Origin of the sequence: Pseudomonas emilianonis (assembly GCF_023072625.1) — a bacterium.
GTDB lineage: Bacteria > Pseudomonadota > Gammaproteobacteria > Pseudomonadales > Pseudomonadaceae > Aquipseudomonas > Aquipseudomonas paraveronii.
Genome location: NZ_JAKNRV010000075.1, coordinates 1 through 18,339, shown reverse-complemented (window position 1 = coordinate 18,339; position 18,339 = coordinate 1). Strand labels below are relative to the sequence as shown.

Here is an 18,339-nt window from a genome sequence, read left to right as displayed (position 1 = left end):
ATCTTCCGGGTCCGCCAGGAAGCGCGCCAGCACAAGGACCATGCCCATCAGTTGGCGGTGCGCCTTGGCTCCCTGCGCGCCCAGCACGACTCCACGCGCCAGGCCCTGGAACGCCTGGAGATGCAGTCCGAGCGCCTGACCGAAAAGCGCGAGCAACTGAGCCTTAATCTGGAGGAGGGCGAAGCGCCCCTGGAAGAGTTGCGGCTCAAGCTCGAAGAACTGCTCGACAAGCGCATGACCGTCGACGAAGAGCTCAAGACCGCGCAAATCGCCCTGGAAGATGCCGACCGCGAACTGCGCGAAGCGGAAAAACGCCGGACCCAGGCCGAGCAGCAATCCCAGCTGATTCGCGGCCAGCTCGAACAACAGCGCATGGAATGGCAAGCCCTGACCGTGCGCCGCAAAACCCTGCAGGACCAACTGCTCGAAGACGGCTACGACCTGCACGGCGTGCTCAACACCCTGACCGCCCAGGCCAACGAGAAAGACGCCGAAGAAGAACTTGAGCGGATTGCCGCGCGTATTCAGCGACTCGGCGCGATCAACCTCGCCGCCATCGACGAATATCAGCAACAGTCCGAGCGTAAACGTTATCTGGACGCCCAGAACGCCGATCTGGTGGAAGCGCTGGACACCCTGGAAAACGTGATCCGCAAGATCGACAAGGAAACCCGCAACCGCTTCAAAGATACCTTTGATCAGATTAACGGCGGTTTACAGGCGTTATTCCCAAAAGTTTTCGGTGGTGGCAGCGCTTACTTGGAACTGACGGGCGAAGATCTACTCGATACAGGGGTAACGATCATGGCGCGGCCTCCGGGCAAGAAGAACAGCACCATCCATTTGTTGTCCGGCGGCGAAAAAGCCCTGACCGCTTTGGCCCTGGTGTTTGCCATCTTCAAGTTGAACCCGGCGCCGTTCTGTATGCTCGACGAAGTTGACGCGCCACTGGATGACGCTAACGTAGGACGTTACGCACGCCTGGTTAAAGAGATGTCCCAGACCGTGCAGTTCATCTATATCACCCACAACAAGATCGCCATGGAAATGGCTGATCAGTTGATGGGGGTGACGATGCACGAGCCGGGTTGTTCGCGATTGGTGGCGGTGGATGTCGAAGAAGCGATGGCGATGGTGGAATCCTGATCCACGCCAGCAGCGAAGATTTTCAGCTCGATGTAGGGCGGTTTACCGGTCTGACGAAAGTGGCAAATGGACATATTTGTTCAAGGCATTTTGACAGACGGTGTAAAGTTATCTTTGGTCGTGCTAGTTTAATGTCAATTTTTCGTATGCGTGGGCAAAACGTCAGTCAGAACATAGAGTTGGCGCCACGTTTTAAAGCGGTTTGCACGGTGCTAAACCCCTTATTTTTCAGCATTTTTTCTTAGAGGCACGGGATTACATGGAAATCGGTCTGCGCGAGTGGCTGATCGTCATCGGCATTATTGTCATTGCCGGTATTCTTTTTGATGGCTGGCGCCGTATGCGCGGTGGCAAGGGGAAGCTCAAGTTCCGTCTGGACCGCAACCTGTCCAACTTGCCCGACGACGACGCCGGTGCGGAGCTGCTGGGGCCGCCCCGTGTGCTGGATACCCATAAGGAACCGCAGTTGGACGAGCACGACTTGCCGTCCATGAGCGCCCCTGTGCGCGAAGCCCGCGAACCGTCCTCCAAGCGTGGCAAGCGCGGCAGTGCCGCCGCCGAGCCGCATCAGGGCGACCTGAACCTGGGCGTGGATGACGGCCCGAGCTTCAGCAGCCGCGATGACGATTTCCCTGACGAGAGCCCGACCAAGAGTGTGCCGCGCCAGTCGGTGAACGATCAGCCGGCCGCCGAAGAAGTCCTGGTGATCAGCGTGATCTGCCGCGACACCGCCGGCTTCAAGGGCCCGGCACTGTTGCAGAACATCCTGGAAAGCGGCCTGCGTTTTGGCGAGATGGATATCTTCCACCGCCACGAAAGCATGGCCGGTAATGGCGAAGTGCTGTTCTCCATGGCCAACGCGGTCAAGCCAGGCACCTTCGACCTGGACGATATCGACCTGTTCAGCACACCAGCGGTGAGCTTCTTCCTCGGCCTGCCAGGTCCGCGTCATCCGAAACAAGCGTTCGACGTGATGGTCGCCGCAGCGCGCAAGCTGTCCCAGGAACTCAACGGCGAACTGAAGGACGACCAGCGCAGCGTCCTGACCGCCCAGACGATCGAACACTACCGTCAGCGCATCGTCGAGTTCGAGCGTCGCGCCCTGACACAGAAACGCTGAGGTCTGGCCTCAAGCGTTGTCGATAGAATCAAGCGCACCAACATTTGAGCAGCTTCGGCTGCTCTTTTGCTTTATGAGAGAACACCCATGACCGCCGCCCACACCCGCATCCTCGAACTGCGCGCTGAACTGGATCAGCACAACTACCGTTATCACGTCCTCGACGAACCGAGCATTCCGGACGCCGAGTACGACCGCTTGTTCCAAGCGCTCAAGGCCCTGGAGGCCGAGCATCCGGAGCTGGTCACGCGTGATTCACCGACGCAGCGGGTCGGCAGTGCGGCGTTGTCGGCGTTCACCCAGGTCAAGCATGAGATTCCCATGCTCAGCCTGGGCAACGCCTTCGATGAAACCACCATGCTCGAGTTCGATCGCCGCGTCACCGAGGGTCTCGACCTGCCGGTGGGCGACCTGTTTGGCGGCGGCGCCGCCGTGGAATACAGCTGCGAGCCAAAGTTGGACGGCCTGGCGGTCAGCCTGCTGTACCAGGACGGCGAACTGGTGCGCGGCGCTACCCGGGGCGATGGCACCACCGGCGAAGACATCAGCGTGAATGTGCGCACCGTGCGCAATATCCCGTTGAAACTGCACGGCAGCGGCTGGCCGGCGACCCTGGAAGTGCGCGGCGAAGTGTTCATGTCCAAGGCCGGTTTCGAGCGCCTGAACGCCTCGCAACTGGAAGTCGGCGGCAAGACCTTCGCCAACCCGCGCAACGCCGCCGCCGGCAGCCTGCGCCAGTTGGATTCGAAAATCACCGCCAGTCGCCCGCTGGAATTCTGCTGCTACGGCATTGGCCAGGTGACGGCGGACATCAGCGACACCCACATCGGCAATCTGCAGCAGTTGCAGAAGTGGGGCATGCCGATCAGTCATGAGCTGAAGTTGGCCAAGGGCATCCAGGAATGCCTGGACTACTACCGCGATATCGGCGAGCGGCGTAACAGCCTGCCCTATGAAATCGACGGCGTGGTGTTCAAGGTCAACAGCATTGCCTCCCAGCGCGAGCTGGGGTTCCGCGCCCGTGAACCGCGTTGGGCGATCGCGCACAAATTTCCGGCGATGGAAGAGCTGACCGAGCTGCTCGACGTGGAGTTCCAGGTCGGCCGCACCGGCGCCGTCACCCCGGTGGCGCGCCTCAAGCCGGTCAAGGTCGCGGGTGTCACCGTGTCCAATGCCACCCTGCACAACATGGATGAAGTGGCGCGCCTGGGCCTGATGATCGGCGACACCGTGATCATCCGCCGCGCCGGGGACGTGATCCCGCAGGTCGTATCGGTGGTCACCGAGCGCCGCCCGGAACACGCCCGCGCGGTTCATATCCCGGAAAACTGCCCGGTGTGCGGCTCCCATGTCGAGCGCACCCAACTGGTCAAACGCAGCAAGGGCAAGGAAACCGTCAGCGAAGGCGCGGTGTACCGCTGCGTCGGCCGTCTGGCCTGCGGCGCGCAGCTCAAGCAGGCGATCATCCATTTCGTCTCGCGCCGGGCGATGGACATCGACGGCCTGGGCGACAAGACCATCGAGCAATTGGTGGATGAAAAACTCATCGCCTCGCCGGCCGACCTTTACACGCTCAAGTACGAACAGATCATCGACCTGGAAGGCTTCGCCGATGTCTCCAGCAAGAAGCTGATCAGCGCCATCGAACACAGCAAGACGCCGACCCTGGCGCGCTTCATCTACGCCCTGGGCATTCCCGACGTGGGCGAGGAGACCGCCAAGGTGCTGGCGCGCTCCCTGGCGTCCCTGGAGCGCGTGCAGCGCGCGTTGCCGCAAGTGCTGACGTACTTGCCGGACGTGGGCCTGGAAGTGGCGCACGAGATCCACAGCTTCTTTGAAGATCGCCATAACCAGGACGTGATCGGCGCGCTGCTGGCGCCGGACAAATGCGGCCTGCAACTGCAGGAACAAGGCGACCTGAGCGCCGAGTTCGCCGCCAGCACCACCCTCGGCGGTTTGCTCGACAAACTCAACGTGCCCAGCGTTGGCCCCGGCGCTGCGCAGAAACTGGCGGATAAGTTCGGCTCCCTCGACGGCGTGATCAAGGCCGACTGGCTCGATATGCGCCAGGCGCTGCCCGAGAAGCAGGCCAAGGCCGTGCGCGAGTTCTTCGATAACCCCGACCACGCCAACCTTGCCCTGGCCATCGAGCAGCAGCTCAAGGACTTCGGTATGCACTGGCAGAGCGAGAAGAAAGTGATCGAAGGCTTGCCGGAAGCGGGGCACACCTGGGTGCTGACCGGCTCCCTGGAGCTGATGAGCCGTGACGTGGCCAAGGACAAGCTCGAAAGCCTCGGCGCCAAGGTGGCCGGTTCGGTGTCGGCGAAGACGTATTGTGTGGTGGCCGGGCCGGGTGCCGGTTCAAAACTGGCCAAGGCGAGTGAGTTGGGCCTGAAGGTATTGGACGAAGCAGCTTTCGTGGACTTTCTAGCCCAGCACAACATCACCGTCTGACGACTTCCTGCTCCTGTTGGGCTGCGAAGCAGCCCTTCGAAGAAAGGGGAACGATCCCGAGCGCGAAATGATCTAGTCTTGGTCGTCCCGGGAGAGATCGCCATGTACCGCTTCTTCGAACAACTCAGTTCGCGCATCGCCGCACCGTTCGTGGCCGAATCCTCGCGCAACAGCAAGGTCTGGCAGTGTCGGTGTGGCCAGTCGTTGTTCTTTCGCAACAGCCAGTGCCTGGCCTGCTCGGCGCTGCTGGGCTACCAGCCGCAACAAAGCCGCCTGTCCTCGCTGCAACCGGGTCCGGTCGCCGACACCTGGCTGCTGGATGACAACCTCGATGCTGGCGCTTTCCGCCGCTGCGCCAACCTCGACAGCCCGGCCGCCTGCAACTGGCTGATTCGCGCCCACAGCACCAGCTCGCTGTGCGTGGCGTGCAGCCTGAATCGCACCATTCCCGACCTGTCGATCCCCGAAAACCCCGAGCGCTGGTGCAAGGTCGAAACCGCCAAGCGCCGGCTGGTGGCGCAACTGATCAGCCTGGGCTTGCAGGTCGTGCCCAAAAGCGTCGACGAAGACAACGGCCTGGCCTTCGACTTCGTCGGCATCGACCTGGAAGGCAACGCGCCCACCACCGGCCATGCCAACGGCCTGATCACCCTCGACATCAAGGAAGCCGACGACGCCCACCGCGAAAAAATCCGCGTGCAGATGCGTGAACCGTACCGCACCTTACTCGGCCACTTTCGCCATGAAGTCGGCCACTACTATTGGGATCGGCTGATCGCCAACAGCCACTGGTTGCAGCCGTTTCGCAACCTGTTCGGCGACGAACGCGCCAGTTACGCCGATTCCCTCGACCAACACTACCAGAACGGCCCGCGCCCGGACTGGCAACACACCTGCGTCAGCGCCTACGCCACCATGCACCCCTGGGAAGACTGGGCCGAAACCTGGGCGCATTACCTGCACATGATGGACGCCGTCGACACCGCCCTGGGTTTCGGCATGAGCGCCCGCGAGATGGACCTGGATTACCAGCCGTTCCCCCTCGCCAGCCTCTATGACCCCGAACACCCCGGCGGCGCGGCGTTCCTGTCGTTCGTCAACGCCTGGATCGAACTAGCCGGCATGCTCAACGAACTGTCCCGCGCCATGGGCCAGCCGGATTTCTACCCCTTCGTATTGCCACCGGCGGTGATCGCCAAGCTGCACTTCATTCACCTGGTGATCCAGGAAGAGGGCGGCAGGGCGGACGAGGTCCTACAGGCACAGTCATGAGCCAGTGTGGCAGGGGCAATGCTGACGGCCATGGCAAGTGCTTGAACCTCTTGATTTTTTAATCCCGCACCAATGGTTGTAACTTCCGATGAGATCGGTACAATGGCGCGGCTTGCCGAGAGGCGAGCGTCGTTATGGTGACCCCATCGGTCCCCCCGCAACGATTACCCGTGAACCTGGTCAGAGCCGGAAGGCAGCAGCCACAGCGGGAACATTGTGTGCCGGGGTGTGGCTGGTGGGGTTGCCTCCATAACGTAAGTCCTTGAATTCTCAAGGATTTCTCAGTCAAAAATCTCGAAGTGTGACAGCGTTCTGGTACACCTAAGAGGTGCAATTTACTGAGGATCATAGCTTGCCACGTCCTCGCGATCCAAGTGCTTCCATTCATAGTTTGCGCCCATCATCACCCTTACCCCATGCCGTGCTTTCCCTGAAGTAAGCTAGAAGCGTGTGTTGTCTGCGCTTTGGTGGTGGTATCGTTGAGCCATCATTGATCTGGCAAGGGAGGTTGCATGAAAAGGGTACTGATTCTGGCGGCTGTGGCGGCATTGGCGCTTTCAGGGAATGCTTTTGCTCGCGGGAGCAGTTCCGGTGGCCATACTTCGTACAAATCTAGTTATTCTTATGGGAGTCGTTCTGATCACGCTATCAGTGGCTATACGCGAAGTAATGGATCATATGTAAAACCTTCCCGCGCTACTAATCCAGATGTCACTAGAAATAACAACTACAGCACAAAGGGGAATTTGAACCCTTACACTGGAAAGTTTGGTACTAAACCTCGTGACGGCAAGTAGCTGTAGAGTTACTTAACTGGTTTGGCAATTCACAGCGAGGTTCGCAATGAAGACGGCTAGTTTAATCGCGCTGCTTGTAACGATACTGAGTATTACGACTGCCAACGCTGCTACGTTTTACGGTAATACCTGCCTTGGGGACTGCTCTGGTCATCAGGCTGGATATGACTGGGCCGAGCGACACGATGTCGAAGACGAAGCGTCATGTAGCACGCCGTCAGCATCATTCAACCAAGGGTGTGAGTCCTACGTCGAAGAGAACGCCGCCTCTGTGTCTGATGAGGAGAATGATGAGGAAGACGACGAATGACTAGTAACCATTCCACAGAAGTCACCGCAACCGGTAATATGCCTGAATAACTAAAAAGGATTTGACCGTGAGGGTATGGATGTGTGCGGTTTCACTGATTGGAGCGATGACAACTAGCAATTTGACACTATTAGCGCTGGCCGCATCACAATTAGGTACAGGGCATGGACTATACCAGAATTGCAAAGGGTCGATTAAGTACAGTGGTCCCAACACAATCTAATTTGGCACCGACATGATGGGTGTGGGGCTTTACCTAGGGTTAATCGAAGGGGTGAAGAACAGAATCGCAATCCTGCAAACAGGATGTCTACTGCAGACGTTCAAGTGTGCTGGCCTGAAAGCAGCCTGACCAACGGGTAAGGAGCGCGAATCGTCATCAATTATCTAGGCAGGAACCCTGCCCGGTTGAGTGAGGATCAAATCGGCGTAGTGATGCTGGCACTCAAAGGTTCGTTTCCCTGCAAGGATTAATCAAGATCGTTTTCCACAGAGTCCCAATCCCCGGTTAGGCCTAGCGACAAGGCACCAAGTTTTCGCTGGTGTTGTGGCTCAGCCTCTAGTGTGCAGTCTCGAAATAAACGCCCCTGTGATGTAGTCATATCTTTCTGATTTTTTTGAGAAAGTCACCAGTTGGAAATGACTTTATTCTGAGAATGCACACTAGAATGTTCAAGTTGTACGACTGGGCGCCGAAACGCTTACCCCTAAGCTGGCTATCCTTAAGTAGCTAAGGTAGGGGTAAATGTTAAAGTTGGTGAAAGTCGAAAAGTACAAGTTTTGCTGCCCAACAACGGTTTCTAAAAAAGCCCCCAAGGTGCGAAGGCTTCTTAGGAAAGTTATACTTTTATAGGTTGTCGGCAGCATCGGCTAGTGCGATCCCTTTCTTGACGATGTCCTCTGGTTTGCCAGCGGAGATTGCCACCATCAGGTCGACGAAAGCCCCAAACACTTCGACCTTAGCGCCGATCGAGGCAACACGGGCAGCAGCTTTTTGAAGTGATTTAGTTGCCGCATTAATCTGGTCGACGGCTCCACCAGCCATATTGCTGTCAACCGCGATCTCTATCCCCTGTCTTTCCCAATGGTCCAACTGCGCTATAAGCTCTCGCAACATTTCAGCCCGAGCAAAATAGTCCGGCGCACCGGGGTTACTTTTTAGCCAGATGGACATTTCCTTCGCTAGGGTCAGCGATTGCTGACGAAGTTCTGCAATTTCATTGAGGTCCAATTGAACGCTGATAGCCATGTTTAATCTCCTTAGAATGCTTTATCAAGTGCGGCCTGAACGCGATAAACGCTTTTCCCAAACTCAATGACCTCTTTAGCAATTTCCTTGTCTGAAGGCTCATGAATTGACTCTGCAGCGCTGTCAAAACCGCCAACGAACTTCCCAAGTGCCACAACATAGGCTTTCATCGCCTCCTGTCGCTTCTCGACATCAGTGACCTCTACACTCAATTGCCGCTGTACTTCGGTAACAGATAATGGCTCAGGCAATACTCGCTCAAGCATCAGTGCATCGAGATCGGAAGAAAGTAGGCCCAATTCAATTTTTTCTTTCTCTAGGCCCTCCAGATAGGAGGAGGTTAGATATGAAAGGCTTTGAATGACGTTCAGGAGTTGCTTCCGCTGCTCTGGTCCCATGGCTTGCTCAAGCTGCTTCTGCCGGTAGCTGAGGATGGATACTCGGTACACGAGCTTAGTCAGTTCCCTGACAGCACCGATCTGGTTTTCATCAAGAAGCGGTTGGCCAGATGTCCCCGGTAGCTTAGCCAGAGAGCTTGGGATTTCGTCTAGCTTGGGGTTGTAAGCAACAAACTCATCTGCTGATAGCGATTGGAGGGCAACCCCGTAATTCAGCAGAACATCGCCGATCGACCGTGCAGCGGTGAGCTTTGCTGCCTGGCCAGGACAGTTTGTAATTAGTCCGTCCTGATAGGGCTGGAGGCTTTTACGTGCTTTGCCGATGGTTGCGACGGGTTGGGCTGAATCGGAAGCGTTTATTCCTCTTGTGTTTTTCCAGTAAACTTCAGCTTGGTCCAACACAGCTTTTTCATGATTGATGATAGCAATGCGCTTGCTGCATTGACCAGAATACTTAGTCAACATATCAACTGACTGTCCGGCAAGCTCTTGCGTACTTTTGCTAAATGCTCCTACCGTTGCCATATTCGTAGCACAGCCCGTTAACGCCAAGTAAACGGCTACTACGACAAACCTGATCATTTTCATCGTGCACCTCGCGGGGTCATTCGCTACGCTTCGGGTTTGAAGGCGGAGCGTGCTGCTGCTGACACGATAGATCAGTAAGTGGAAGTCAACCAATACGGGGTCGAAAATTGATTTTGACCTAGTCATTGAACCAACACCGCACAGGTTCTAGCTAGCGTTACGCAGACAGTGTTCGCGCGGCTGAGAACCTGAATATCGACGATTTTCATTGCCGCTTTTTGGTCGTGGATGACATTTAGACCCCGCTGGGTGAATCGCTAATCATCGCAAGATTTACATCTGTGTGGAATTCGCTGATTGATTGCTTCGGCAACCACAATTCAGGAAAGGGGCGTCATGCGGGGATGCGTCCACGCTGGGATGTATTGCATCCAGGTCGATCATGGGCAATGAATCTAGCTGAAAGGCCAGAGAAGGCGAATGAGATTGCAGATGATGCTGTGAGCTATCTTCGTGAGCGAACCCCAAGCCTTTCGGCCCAGTTTATCAAAGCTGAAGGCGAATAACGTTCTAGGAGTGGGCGGGTAGGATGTTCGCATCCATTACATGACAGATGACGATTAGGTGTTTTGTTAGGGAGGCGTTAACCGAAGTTCATACTGTGTTGGTTGGCTTTATATGGTGCTATCTGTTAGATAAATAGTTGGCTGTGATAAGAAAGTTGGGGGGATTTTAAAAATCGCCCCCGTCTCTTTAAGACGTAGTCATGTATTATTGCTTTTGGAGAAAACCAGCAAATTGAGCATGTCGCCTCAATGTTATTTTGATCTGGTCTTTGATAGTTGATGGCATCGTGTTTTCAGACGCAAAGGCTTTTAGTTCAATAATTATTTTTTTGGATGGCTCGGTTGACGGCTGAACAAATACGTCTGCTCGTAAGCTTGAATACTCTGATGTTATTGTGACTTCGTGTTTGGCATTAATTCCGAGTGAGCGAATTATTTTTGCCAATCTCCGTCCTAATTTAGTGGGCTGGGTTGTTACTGATTCGTACCATACTTTTGCATCATCTGCTCGTTGAGAATCCCTCTCGCGCATAGGTGCAAACTCATAATTTTGCCAGTTTCCTGATAGAACATGAAAGAAGTGAGTGCTTCTAAAACGTTCGAGATGTGCTTGTGATAAATTTTTATCGTCATTGTCCAAGTCTATGCACAAACGATGTAGGTCTGCTGCGCGAACAGGAACGACGCGTACGTCAAAGTAAAGGCGTGCACGATTTAGCTCATGCAATGGCAGGTTGTTTCTATCGTCATCGTTCAGTTGGCTATACCACGCGTCCCAATTAAGCCTATAGCCAGTCCTAGGCTTTGAGAATTGAGTAACGCGCTGGCTTCTTGTTGCATCTGCAACCGGCCATATTAAGATTACTTGATACTCAGAAAAATTTTCTAATGATGTAAGTTGCTCTGCTAACACCACACCAATCTCTTCAATGGCAGAGCCTATTGTTTCTTTTGTCCTTGAGATTGTATTTATATGCTCAGGTAGAATTCCATAGTCAGCTAATGGGCTTTCGCTATTGTGAAAAGAAAATGTTTCTTCGACAATTTCAGGCCATTCACTTTTGTTTGGGCCGTGAATTTCAAAACTTTCATTAGCAAGTATGCGCTCGTTCCGTGATGTTGATTTTACGAGTTGGTCCTGAAACTCCTTGCTTGTCGTGAGCCAAATAAACATGACTAATTCATTTTTTAGCTCCTTTCTGTCTAGAAGGCTAATGTGCTCAATGAATTGGCTTGGAATGCGCTCTTTACCTTGAACGTTTTCCTCATATTGATCGATAATGGCTACCAACATTTTTTTATCTGTTATTTGCCGTTCTGCTCTGACTCGCGCCAGAAGCCTATCACTAGACTCGACTTCCTCACGTTCCAATACAAATGTCTTTACGTCAGGCATGTGAGTGCCTAACTCATGACTTGCACAACTTTTTCCTACTCCACTTTTACCGTAAATTGGCAAAAACCTAATTCCTCCGCTGATAGTCATGGACTTGTAAGATCTATTTACAAGTGCGATTAAATCTTGGTTGGGGACCAGCTTTCCGCGAAACGCTTGAGCCAAATCTTCATATCTTGAGGGGAGTGCAATTGTCATTTTTCTATTGCTTTTATAAGTGTTTAGTAGGTTGGCTACAAATAGCCTCTCGCTGGCGCAATCACATCTGGATAGATGTGGTGAAAGCCAATGCTCTTAAAGGGGTAGAAAGAGAGGGATTATATGACATGACGACAATTCCTTTTGCATACTAGACTTAGAAAACGAAAGGGTACCTCTCGGAAGGGCGGGAGCACAATGCCACTTTGAATATAGAGGGCATTTTGCCCGGTAGTCCATCGATTTTACTGATTCCAACCGGTCCTAAACAGATCTCTGCCCCTATCTTCTCATTGAGAACACTATAGGAAAGCAGCCACTTTCGGTCCATCGTTTGTGGGAGCCTTGAGCAGCCAATTAGACCGCACGGCGAGGCATCCTCCAGCGACCGCTTTTGATACTCTGCCCATCGCATCTTTGGTGTGGATTGATCATGTTGGACATAAACACTTGTCGGCACTCATGCAATTTGCTAGCTTAATTTTTTGGACGGCATTTTTCCATTCATTCAATTCATTTACCCGAGGGACCCGAAACTGGGGTCTAGGAAGAAAAAAGGGTGGTACAAGTCGTTTGCCCCTACCTCCCGGAGCTTGTGATAATTGCCTAAACCTTATTCCAGTGGCGTTTAACAGTTGCAATACCAATTCCTAATTCTGACGCGACTTGGATCTGCAAGTACCCCTGTACCTTCAATCGTTGAACTCTTTCGGTGGTTTTCACAGCGATCGGACGACCAAGCTGTTTTCCTTTGGACTTTGCACGCATTAATCCTTGCTGAGTACGTTCAATCAGCAGGTCCCTTTCAAATTCGGCGACAGCCCCGAGCACCTGCATGGTCATTTTGCCTGCTGCACAGGTGAGGTCTACGCCGCCAAGGGCGAGGCAGTGAACACGGATGCCGCTGGCTGCCAGATGCTCAACAGTCTGACGAACATCCATGGCGTTACGGCCTAAGCGGTCCAGTTTGGTGACTATCAGCACGTCAGACGATTCCATTCGTTCCAGTAGCTTCTGAAAGCCAGGACGCTCTTTCGCGGCGACACTGCCTGAAATGGTTTCTTCGACTACTCGACTTGTCTGCACGTCGAAGCCAGCCGCTTTGACTTCTTGTACTTGATTCTCTGTGAACTGAGTTGAGGTGCTGACTCGGCAGTACAGGAAGGTGCGGGACATTGAAACACTCCTTGGTAGGGATCATCTAACGCAGGATCACCTTATCGGGGTATCGACAAATCCTAAAGGATATTTAGATGGTTCCTAATGCCGTCTGTCTAGAACATATCATTTAACGGTCGTTTGATGAGCCTCTGATATCATCGTGTTCGACTAAGCATTAAGCCTAAGGGGGCAGGGAATGAGCATTGATTTTGAAGCGCTTCGACCAACTGACAAGTGGATGATCATTGACTGCGTTCAAAGTGCAGGGATAGACATTGCAGCATGGAGCTTTAGGAAAACGGATGGCCGACCAGTAGCCTTGCCTCAATCAAATGGTGGTTACTGTTATGAATGGTCTTATCGAAGCGCCGACAGAAGCACTCTGCTTTTGTGTGTTTGGTGGGAAAGGTTGCATGTCGACAGTCAAGGGCGGGTTTGCTTTTCAGAAAACTTGAAGGCATATGCCGATACGTTGATCCAGCAGCTTGAAAAAGACTACAAGAATCGAAATCGAACAATCAAAGACTCACGTATCAATCGTGCACAGCATTTCAACGCTACCATCGAGTTGGCTTACATGAGTTCAACTCCCGTGCGGGTAGTAATCGTGTCAGGACCTGTTCGTGAGAAGGAAGACGAAGGAAAGGAGCGTGATCGAGCGACGGGGCGCCAATTGGATGATCAGCCTTGGTTTGTCGAGTCGTTCGACGATTACACAGGGGCATTCGTGCTCGTCCGTGGTAACCGTAATCCACTGAGTAACGCTACTGAAGCGACTGGTGTTGAAGAAGTTTCCGTCCAGTTAGAAACCGATGTAGTGAGCCATACACCAGTTGTAGATCAGTTTGCGACTAATGAGCGGCCGGACACATATATCTATAACGGTGTACAACGTTACCGTGATTCAAACGTTCGTCGGCGGGTGTTGGCGCGTTCAGGAGGTGCCTGTGAGCTAACCGAGGTTCCCGGCTTCCCGATGAGCAATGGCGGAATCTATCTAGAAACGCATCACATCATTCCTCTTTCAGAAGGTGGTCTTGATACGGTTGAGAATGTCATCGCCCTAACTGCAGATGCTCATCGTCAAACCCATTTCGGTGTTGGCCGGGATGAGCTGCGAGTGCGCTGCTTGGAGATCGTTGCCGCTCGAAGCCCTCGCGAATTTAAAAATTGGAATTGAAGTATAGGAAGGCAGTCTGCTTGGTGGTGACCCCGTAGTTGCCGAGTGGTAATGCGTTCTAGGTCGATTTTTACTCAAAAAAACTAATGTTTTACAGGGTTAACCGGAGGTTTTCGAACTTAGGACGGTTGCTGACCGTTTCATTTGTTGCGAGTGCTAGTTGCTCTCAAGCTGCTGTAGAATATGGCAATCTGACATTGGAAGCTGCTAAGCAAGGAGTAGGGATGAAGCATCTGATTATTAAGGTAAAGCCCACAACTTGCCCGTCGATGTTCAGTGCATTCAGTATTTATTCAATTTGATCATCCCCAAGATGGGTTTTTCGTTGGCTGAAAACGGCAAGTGCGACGGCCAATTAAGGATGGCTGGGCCCAGGTCGAGTTCGTCAATGCTCAGGATCGGTCGTTCACCGGCTGGATCAGCCTGGATCAGTACGCGCGATTGGCCGCCCCGAAAAGCTGATGTTCGATCAGTGTTGGCCGAAGGTTTCGCGCAGCAGCCCCGCGAACGCATCCCTGGCCAGATGCCGCTGCGTGTCCTTGTGCCAGAACAGCAGGTTATCCACGGCCGCCAGTTCTTCGAATCGGTACGAGGCCAACTGACTGGTCTGCTCATAGCGCGCCAGAATTCCCTCCGGCGCTAATGCCACGCCAATCCCCGCGCTGACGCAGCCGATGATCGTGCCCCAACTGGCGTAGCTGGCGATGGCCGGCTTGAGGTCGTGGGGTTTGACCCAGTTTTCCAGGGCGGCGCGATAAGGGCAGCCGGGCGGCCAGACCAGCAGGGTGCGTCCTGCCAGGTCCTCTGCGCCGTTGATCGGCGCGCTGGAGGGGCTGGCGATCAGCACCAGGCGTTCGCTGTAGACCACGCTGTGTTCGAGCTTGGTGCGTTTGTTACCGGCGGCTACCAGCGCCACGTCCAGGCGATGGTGTTGCAGGTCGTCGAGCAGTTGGCCCCAGGCACCCGTCACCAGTTCCAGGCTGACGTCGGGGTAGCGTCGATGGTATTCCGCGAGCAGCGGTGGCAGGCGGCCGCTGGCACTGGACTCCACCGCGCCGATACGCAAGGTGCCCCGAGGGATCGCGTTGGCGTCCACCGCTCGTTTGGATTCGTCCACCAGTGCCAGGATGCGCTCGCAGTAATCGAGGAAGATTTCACCGGCGGCACTGATCGCCAGCCCGCGTCCGGCACGGATGAACAACGGCGTGCCCAATTCGCTTTCCAGCTGTTTGATGCGCGTGGTGATGTTCGACGGCACGCAATGCAATTGCAGCGCGGCTTGGGCCACGCTGCCGGTTTGCGCCACGGCTCGCACCATCTTCAGTTGGGCCATTTCCATCGCTCAGTTCCACTGATTTCAGAAGTCAGAAACGCTTAATTGTCCTGCCGCATGACCCGGCCAAGACTGGCGGCACTCCTTTTCTGTTTCTGGATGCCGTCGATGAATGCCCCGTCACCCGCAAAGCTTACGCTAGTCATCGCCAGCGTGATCCTCTGTTGGGCCTATTCGCCGATTGGCGTACACATGGGGCTGCACAGTTATAGCCCCGGCCAGTTGGCGTTGTTGCGGTTTCTGGTCGCATCGGTGTTCATGGGGGGTGTGGCGTTGGTGCAGGGTATCAGTCAGCCGCGCCTGCGGGATGTGCCATGGTTGCTGGTGCTGGGATTTTTCGGGGTGTTCCTGCATCACACCTGCCTCAACTACGGGCAGCAATGGGTGACAGCGGCGGCATCCAGTGTATTGGCGCAGTCGGCACCGCTGTTCAGTGTGCTGATTGCGTTTTTTGGCTTGAAGGAGCGGATCAGCGCCTGGCGCTGGAGCTGCGTATTGCTGGGGTTGCTCGGCGTGCTGGTGGTGATCTGGGGTGAGCAGGGCGTGGGTGACATCGATCCACGTGGTCTGTTGATCCTGTTGGCGGCGGTGTCGTGGAGCGTGTATTTCGCCATCCAGAAGCACTATGCCCACCGCTACAGCCCGTTGACCCTGGCGTGCTACATGGTGTGGTCGGGCACCCTGATGCTCTGCGTGAACCTGCCCGGCCTGCCCGCCGCCGTGGCGCAGGCGCCCTGGCCGGAAAACCTGGCGGTGCTGGTCCTGGGCATTTTCCCCAGCGCCCTGGCGTACCTTGCCTGGGCCTACGTGTTGAAGCATGTCGAGGTCAGCCGTGCATCGGTGGCGATGTACCTGGTTCCCCCGGTGGCCATGGCGATGGCGGCGACACTGCTGGGCGAGCACCTTGCCGGGCAGGTGATGCTCGGCGCGGTGATCGTACTCGCCAGTGTGGCGGCCATCAGCCTGGAAGGACGCTGGCGGCGCTGCTCAGTCGCTCATGCAGAACGCTCGCAACCGATGGCCGTCGAGGTCCTGGGCGACAAAGGTGTAGCCAAAGTCCACGACGGTCGGTGACTGAAGGATCGTGGCGCCACGTTCCAGCCATTGGTCGTGCAGGGTGTCCACGGCGGCTTGGTCGGGCAGGGCGAAACCCACTTCGCCGCCGCCGCCCGTGGCTTGGGCCGCCGGTTCCACGGTGTGGCGCGACCACAGGCCCAGCTTTACACCATTATTGAGAATGAACAGGGCAAAGGTCGGGTTCAATTCAACCGGTGCTTTGTCCAGCAGGCGGCTGTAGAAGTTGGCGCTGGTCGCGGGGCTGTCGACATACAGCAGGAAGTAATGGGCAACAGTGTTCATTGGGGCTCCTTGAGAACGGGGGTTGGTTGAGCCCAGTCTATAAGGCGGCCCTGTCAGTTCTTGTCAGGAGCGTGCAAGGGCACTGCGTTTTCGCCGGTGTACAGCTTGATGATGTCGTCGATTTCGCCTGACTTCTTCATCTGCAGCAGGGTGCGCAGGATTTGTTGCACCGGCAGGTCCGGGTCGTTGCGCACAACGCAGCCCAGGCTTTGCTCCTCGAGCATGGCAACTTTGTGCAGTCGCTGATCCATCGGCAGGTTCTGGTTGAAGCGGTCGACGATCCATTCATTGGCCACCGCATACTTGAAGCGCCCGGCCACCAGTTTGTGCAGTACTTGGTTTTCACTGCGGGCGTCGTCGCGCCTCAATTGGCCGTTGGCGAACAGCGGGTCGAGTGTGGAGTAGCGGTAATTGAGCACTGTTCCGATCGACTGCGGCGCCAGCCGGGTCACTTGCACCGGATGTCTGTGAGTGCTGACCAATACGTTGCGCTGGACCAGCAGCGGGAGGCTCCAGATGTAGTCGTCAGACAAATTGTCGAGCCAGGCCTGGGTGACATAACAGCGCACGTCGATGTCGCCATGGGCCATCGCGCTGGCAATGCGTGCCCGGGACAGTACGTGGAACTCGACCGGGCGGCCGACCTGGGTGGCCAGGCTCAACATCAGGTCATACAAAATGCCCTGGGTGGGTTGGCCGTCCTCCACTTGCACCATGGGCATCGCCCAACTGTCGGAAACCGAGAAACGCAACGGTGCGGGCGCCGCCAGGCAGGCCGTGGTGATCATCCATAAAGCGCCCAGGACTACGCGCATACACTCTCCGGGTTCAGGCCTTTTCACGGCCAATCTGGCAATCTTAGTCAGATTAGGCAAGCGTGCCGGATGCAATTTCCCCCTTGCTCCGCTAGCATTACCGGCTCCGCTTCTCAGTTGCGACGGTTTTCGATGAGTTATCAGGTTCTTGCACGTAAATGGCGCCCGCGCTCGTTCCGCGAAATGGTCGGCCAGACCCATGTGCTCAAGGCTCTGATCAATGCCTTGGACAGCCAACGGCTACACCACGCCTACCTGTTTACCGGTACTCGCGGTGTCGGCAAGACTACCATTGCCCGAATCATAGCCAAATGCCTGAACTGCGAAACGGGTATCACCTCGACGCCCTGCGGCACCTGCTCGGTGTGCCGCGAGATCGACGAAGGGCGTTTCGTCGACCTGATCGAGATCGACGCCGCGAGCCGCACCAAGGTCGAAGACACTCGCGAGCTGCTGGATAACGTGCAGTACGCGCCGAGCCGCGGCCGCTTCAAGGTCTACCTGATCGACGAAGTCCACATGCTCTCCAGCCACTCGTTCAACGCCTTGTTGAAAACCCTGGAAGAGCCGCCGCCCTACGTCAAATTCATCCTGGCTACCACCGATCCGCAGAAACTTCCTGCAACGATTTTGTCGCGGTGCCTGCAGTTCTCCCTTAAAAACATGACCCCGGAGCGCGTGGTCGAGCACTTGACCCACGTGCTGGGTGTCGAGAACGTGCCGTTCGAAGACGACGCACTGTGGCTGCTCGGCCGCGCCGCCGATGGTTCGATGCGTGATGCCATGAGCCTCACCGACCAGGCCATCGCCTTTGGTGAAGGCAAGGTCATGGCCGCCGATGTGCGAGCAATGCTCGGCACCCTCGACCACGGCCAGGTGTTCGACGTGCTGCACGCGCTGATCGAAGGCGACGCCAAGGCGTTGCTCGAAGCCGTGCGCCACTTGTCGGAGCAAGGTCCGGACTGGAACGGCGTGCTCTCGGAAATCCTCAACGTGCTGCACCGCGTCGCCATCGCCCAGGCCCTGCCGGAGGGTGTCGACAACGGCCACGGCGACC

14 protein-coding genes, 1 other RNA gene and 1 pseudogene are annotated in these 18,339 nt (G+C 55.5%); 9 read left to right on the top strand and 7 right to left on the bottom strand.

Annotated features, from left to right (window positions below; genetic code table 11):
• The 5 genes and pseudogenes from L9Z73_RS10825 to ffs form a co-directional block, all read left to right on the top strand.
• Positions 1-1,146, top strand: a pseudogene (locus L9Z73_RS10825) (chromosome segregation protein SMC); the annotation flags it as partial.
• Positions 1,147-1,405: 259 nt separating this feature from the next.
• A complete protein-coding gene (gene zipA / locus L9Z73_RS10820) occupies positions 1,406-2,266 on the top strand; it encodes a cell division protein ZipA (protein ID WP_247399919.1) in 861 nt (286 codons plus the stop codon).
• Positions 2,267-2,353: 87 nt separating this feature from the next.
• Entirely contained in the window at positions 2,354-4,720 is a 2,367-nt protein-coding gene (gene ligA / locus L9Z73_RS10815) for an NAD-dependent DNA ligase LigA (RefSeq protein ID WP_247399917.1), read from the top strand.
• A 102-nt stretch (positions 4,721-4,822) separates the two neighbouring features.
• Positions 4,823-5,992, top strand: a complete 1,170-nt coding sequence (locus L9Z73_RS10810) for a zinc-binding metallopeptidase family protein (RefSeq protein WP_247399915.1) — start codon at positions 4,823-4,825, stop codon at positions 5,990-5,992.
• A 144-nt stretch (positions 5,993-6,136) separates the two neighbouring features.
• Positions 6,137-6,233, top strand: an RNA gene (ffs, locus tag L9Z73_RS10805) — signal recognition particle sRNA small type.
• Positions 6,234-7,946: 1,713 nt separating this feature from the next.
• Here the strand turns inward: ffs and L9Z73_RS10800 are convergent.
• Positions 7,947-8,348 (bottom strand): hypothetical protein, encoded by a 402-nt coding sequence (locus tag L9Z73_RS10800; RefSeq protein WP_247399913.1) that lies wholly within the window; start codon positions 8,346-8,348, stop codon positions 7,947-7,949.
• 11 nt (positions 8,349-8,359) lie between these two features.
• A complete protein-coding gene (locus L9Z73_RS10795) occupies positions 8,360-9,334 on the bottom strand; it encodes a hypothetical protein (RefSeq protein WP_247399911.1) in 975 nt (324 codons plus the stop codon).
• 245 nt (positions 9,335-9,579) lie between these two features.
• Here L9Z73_RS10795 and L9Z73_RS10790 point away from each other — a divergent pair, with 245 nt between their 5' ends.
• Complete coding sequence (locus L9Z73_RS10790; protein WP_282598581.1) at positions 9,580-9,840, top strand: Eco29kI family restriction endonuclease; 261 nt, start codon at positions 9,580-9,582, stop codon at positions 9,838-9,840.
• Positions 9,841-10,045: 205 nt separating this feature from the next.
• Here L9Z73_RS10790 and L9Z73_RS10785 read toward each other — a convergent pair whose 3' ends face one another.
• The gene (locus tag L9Z73_RS10785) at positions 10,046-11,434 is read right to left on the bottom strand and encodes a hypothetical protein (protein WP_247399907.1); all 1,389 of its coding nucleotides are present in this window, start codon (positions 11,432-11,434) and stop codon (positions 10,046-10,048) included.
• 606 nt (positions 11,435-12,040) lie between these two features.
• Complete coding sequence (locus L9Z73_RS10780; RefSeq protein WP_247399905.1) at positions 12,041-12,610, bottom strand: recombinase family protein; 570 nt, start codon at positions 12,608-12,610, stop codon at positions 12,041-12,043.
• A 181-nt stretch (positions 12,611-12,791) separates the two neighbouring features.
• Between L9Z73_RS10780 and L9Z73_RS10775 the strand changes: the two genes are divergently transcribed.
• Positions 12,792-13,775, top strand: a complete 984-nt coding sequence (locus tag L9Z73_RS10775) for an HNH endonuclease signature motif containing protein (RefSeq protein ID WP_247399903.1) — start codon at positions 12,792-12,794, stop codon at positions 13,773-13,775.
• Positions 13,776-14,244: 469 nt separating this feature from the next.
• On the opposite strand, the gene L9Z73_RS10770 is transcribed toward L9Z73_RS10775, so the two are convergent.
• Positions 14,245-15,114: a LysR family transcriptional regulator gene (locus L9Z73_RS10770; RefSeq protein WP_247399901.1), complete on the bottom strand. Its 870-nt coding sequence runs from the start codon at positions 15,112-15,114 to the stop codon at positions 14,245-14,247.
• A gap of 102 nt (positions 15,115-15,216) precedes the next feature.
• On the opposite strand from L9Z73_RS10770, the gene L9Z73_RS10765 reads away from it, so the two are divergent.
• Complete coding sequence (locus L9Z73_RS10765; protein WP_247399899.1) at positions 15,217-16,182, top strand: DMT family transporter; 966 nt, start codon at positions 15,217-15,219, stop codon at positions 16,180-16,182.
• Here L9Z73_RS10765 and L9Z73_RS10760 read toward each other — a convergent pair.
• Positions 16,096-16,467, bottom strand: coding sequence for a VOC family protein (locus tag L9Z73_RS10760; RefSeq protein WP_247399898.1), 372 nt, complete (start codon positions 16,465-16,467; stop codon positions 16,096-16,098). The two genes, L9Z73_RS10765 and L9Z73_RS10760, sit on opposite strands and share 87 nt — an antisense overlap.
• A gap of 53 nt (positions 16,468-16,520) precedes the next feature.
• Positions 16,521-17,282 carry a substrate-binding periplasmic protein gene (locus L9Z73_RS10755; protein ID WP_247399895.1) on the bottom strand — a complete coding sequence of 254 codons (762 nt, stop codon included), beginning with the start codon at positions 17,280-17,282 and terminating at the stop codon, positions 16,521-16,523.
• Positions 17,283-17,414: 132 nt separating this feature from the next.
• Here L9Z73_RS10755 and dnaX point away from each other — a divergent pair.
• On the top strand, positions 17,415-18,339 hold a 925-nt coding region (gene dnaX / locus L9Z73_RS10750; protein ID WP_247399893.1), incomplete at its 3' end, for a DNA polymerase III subunit gamma/tau.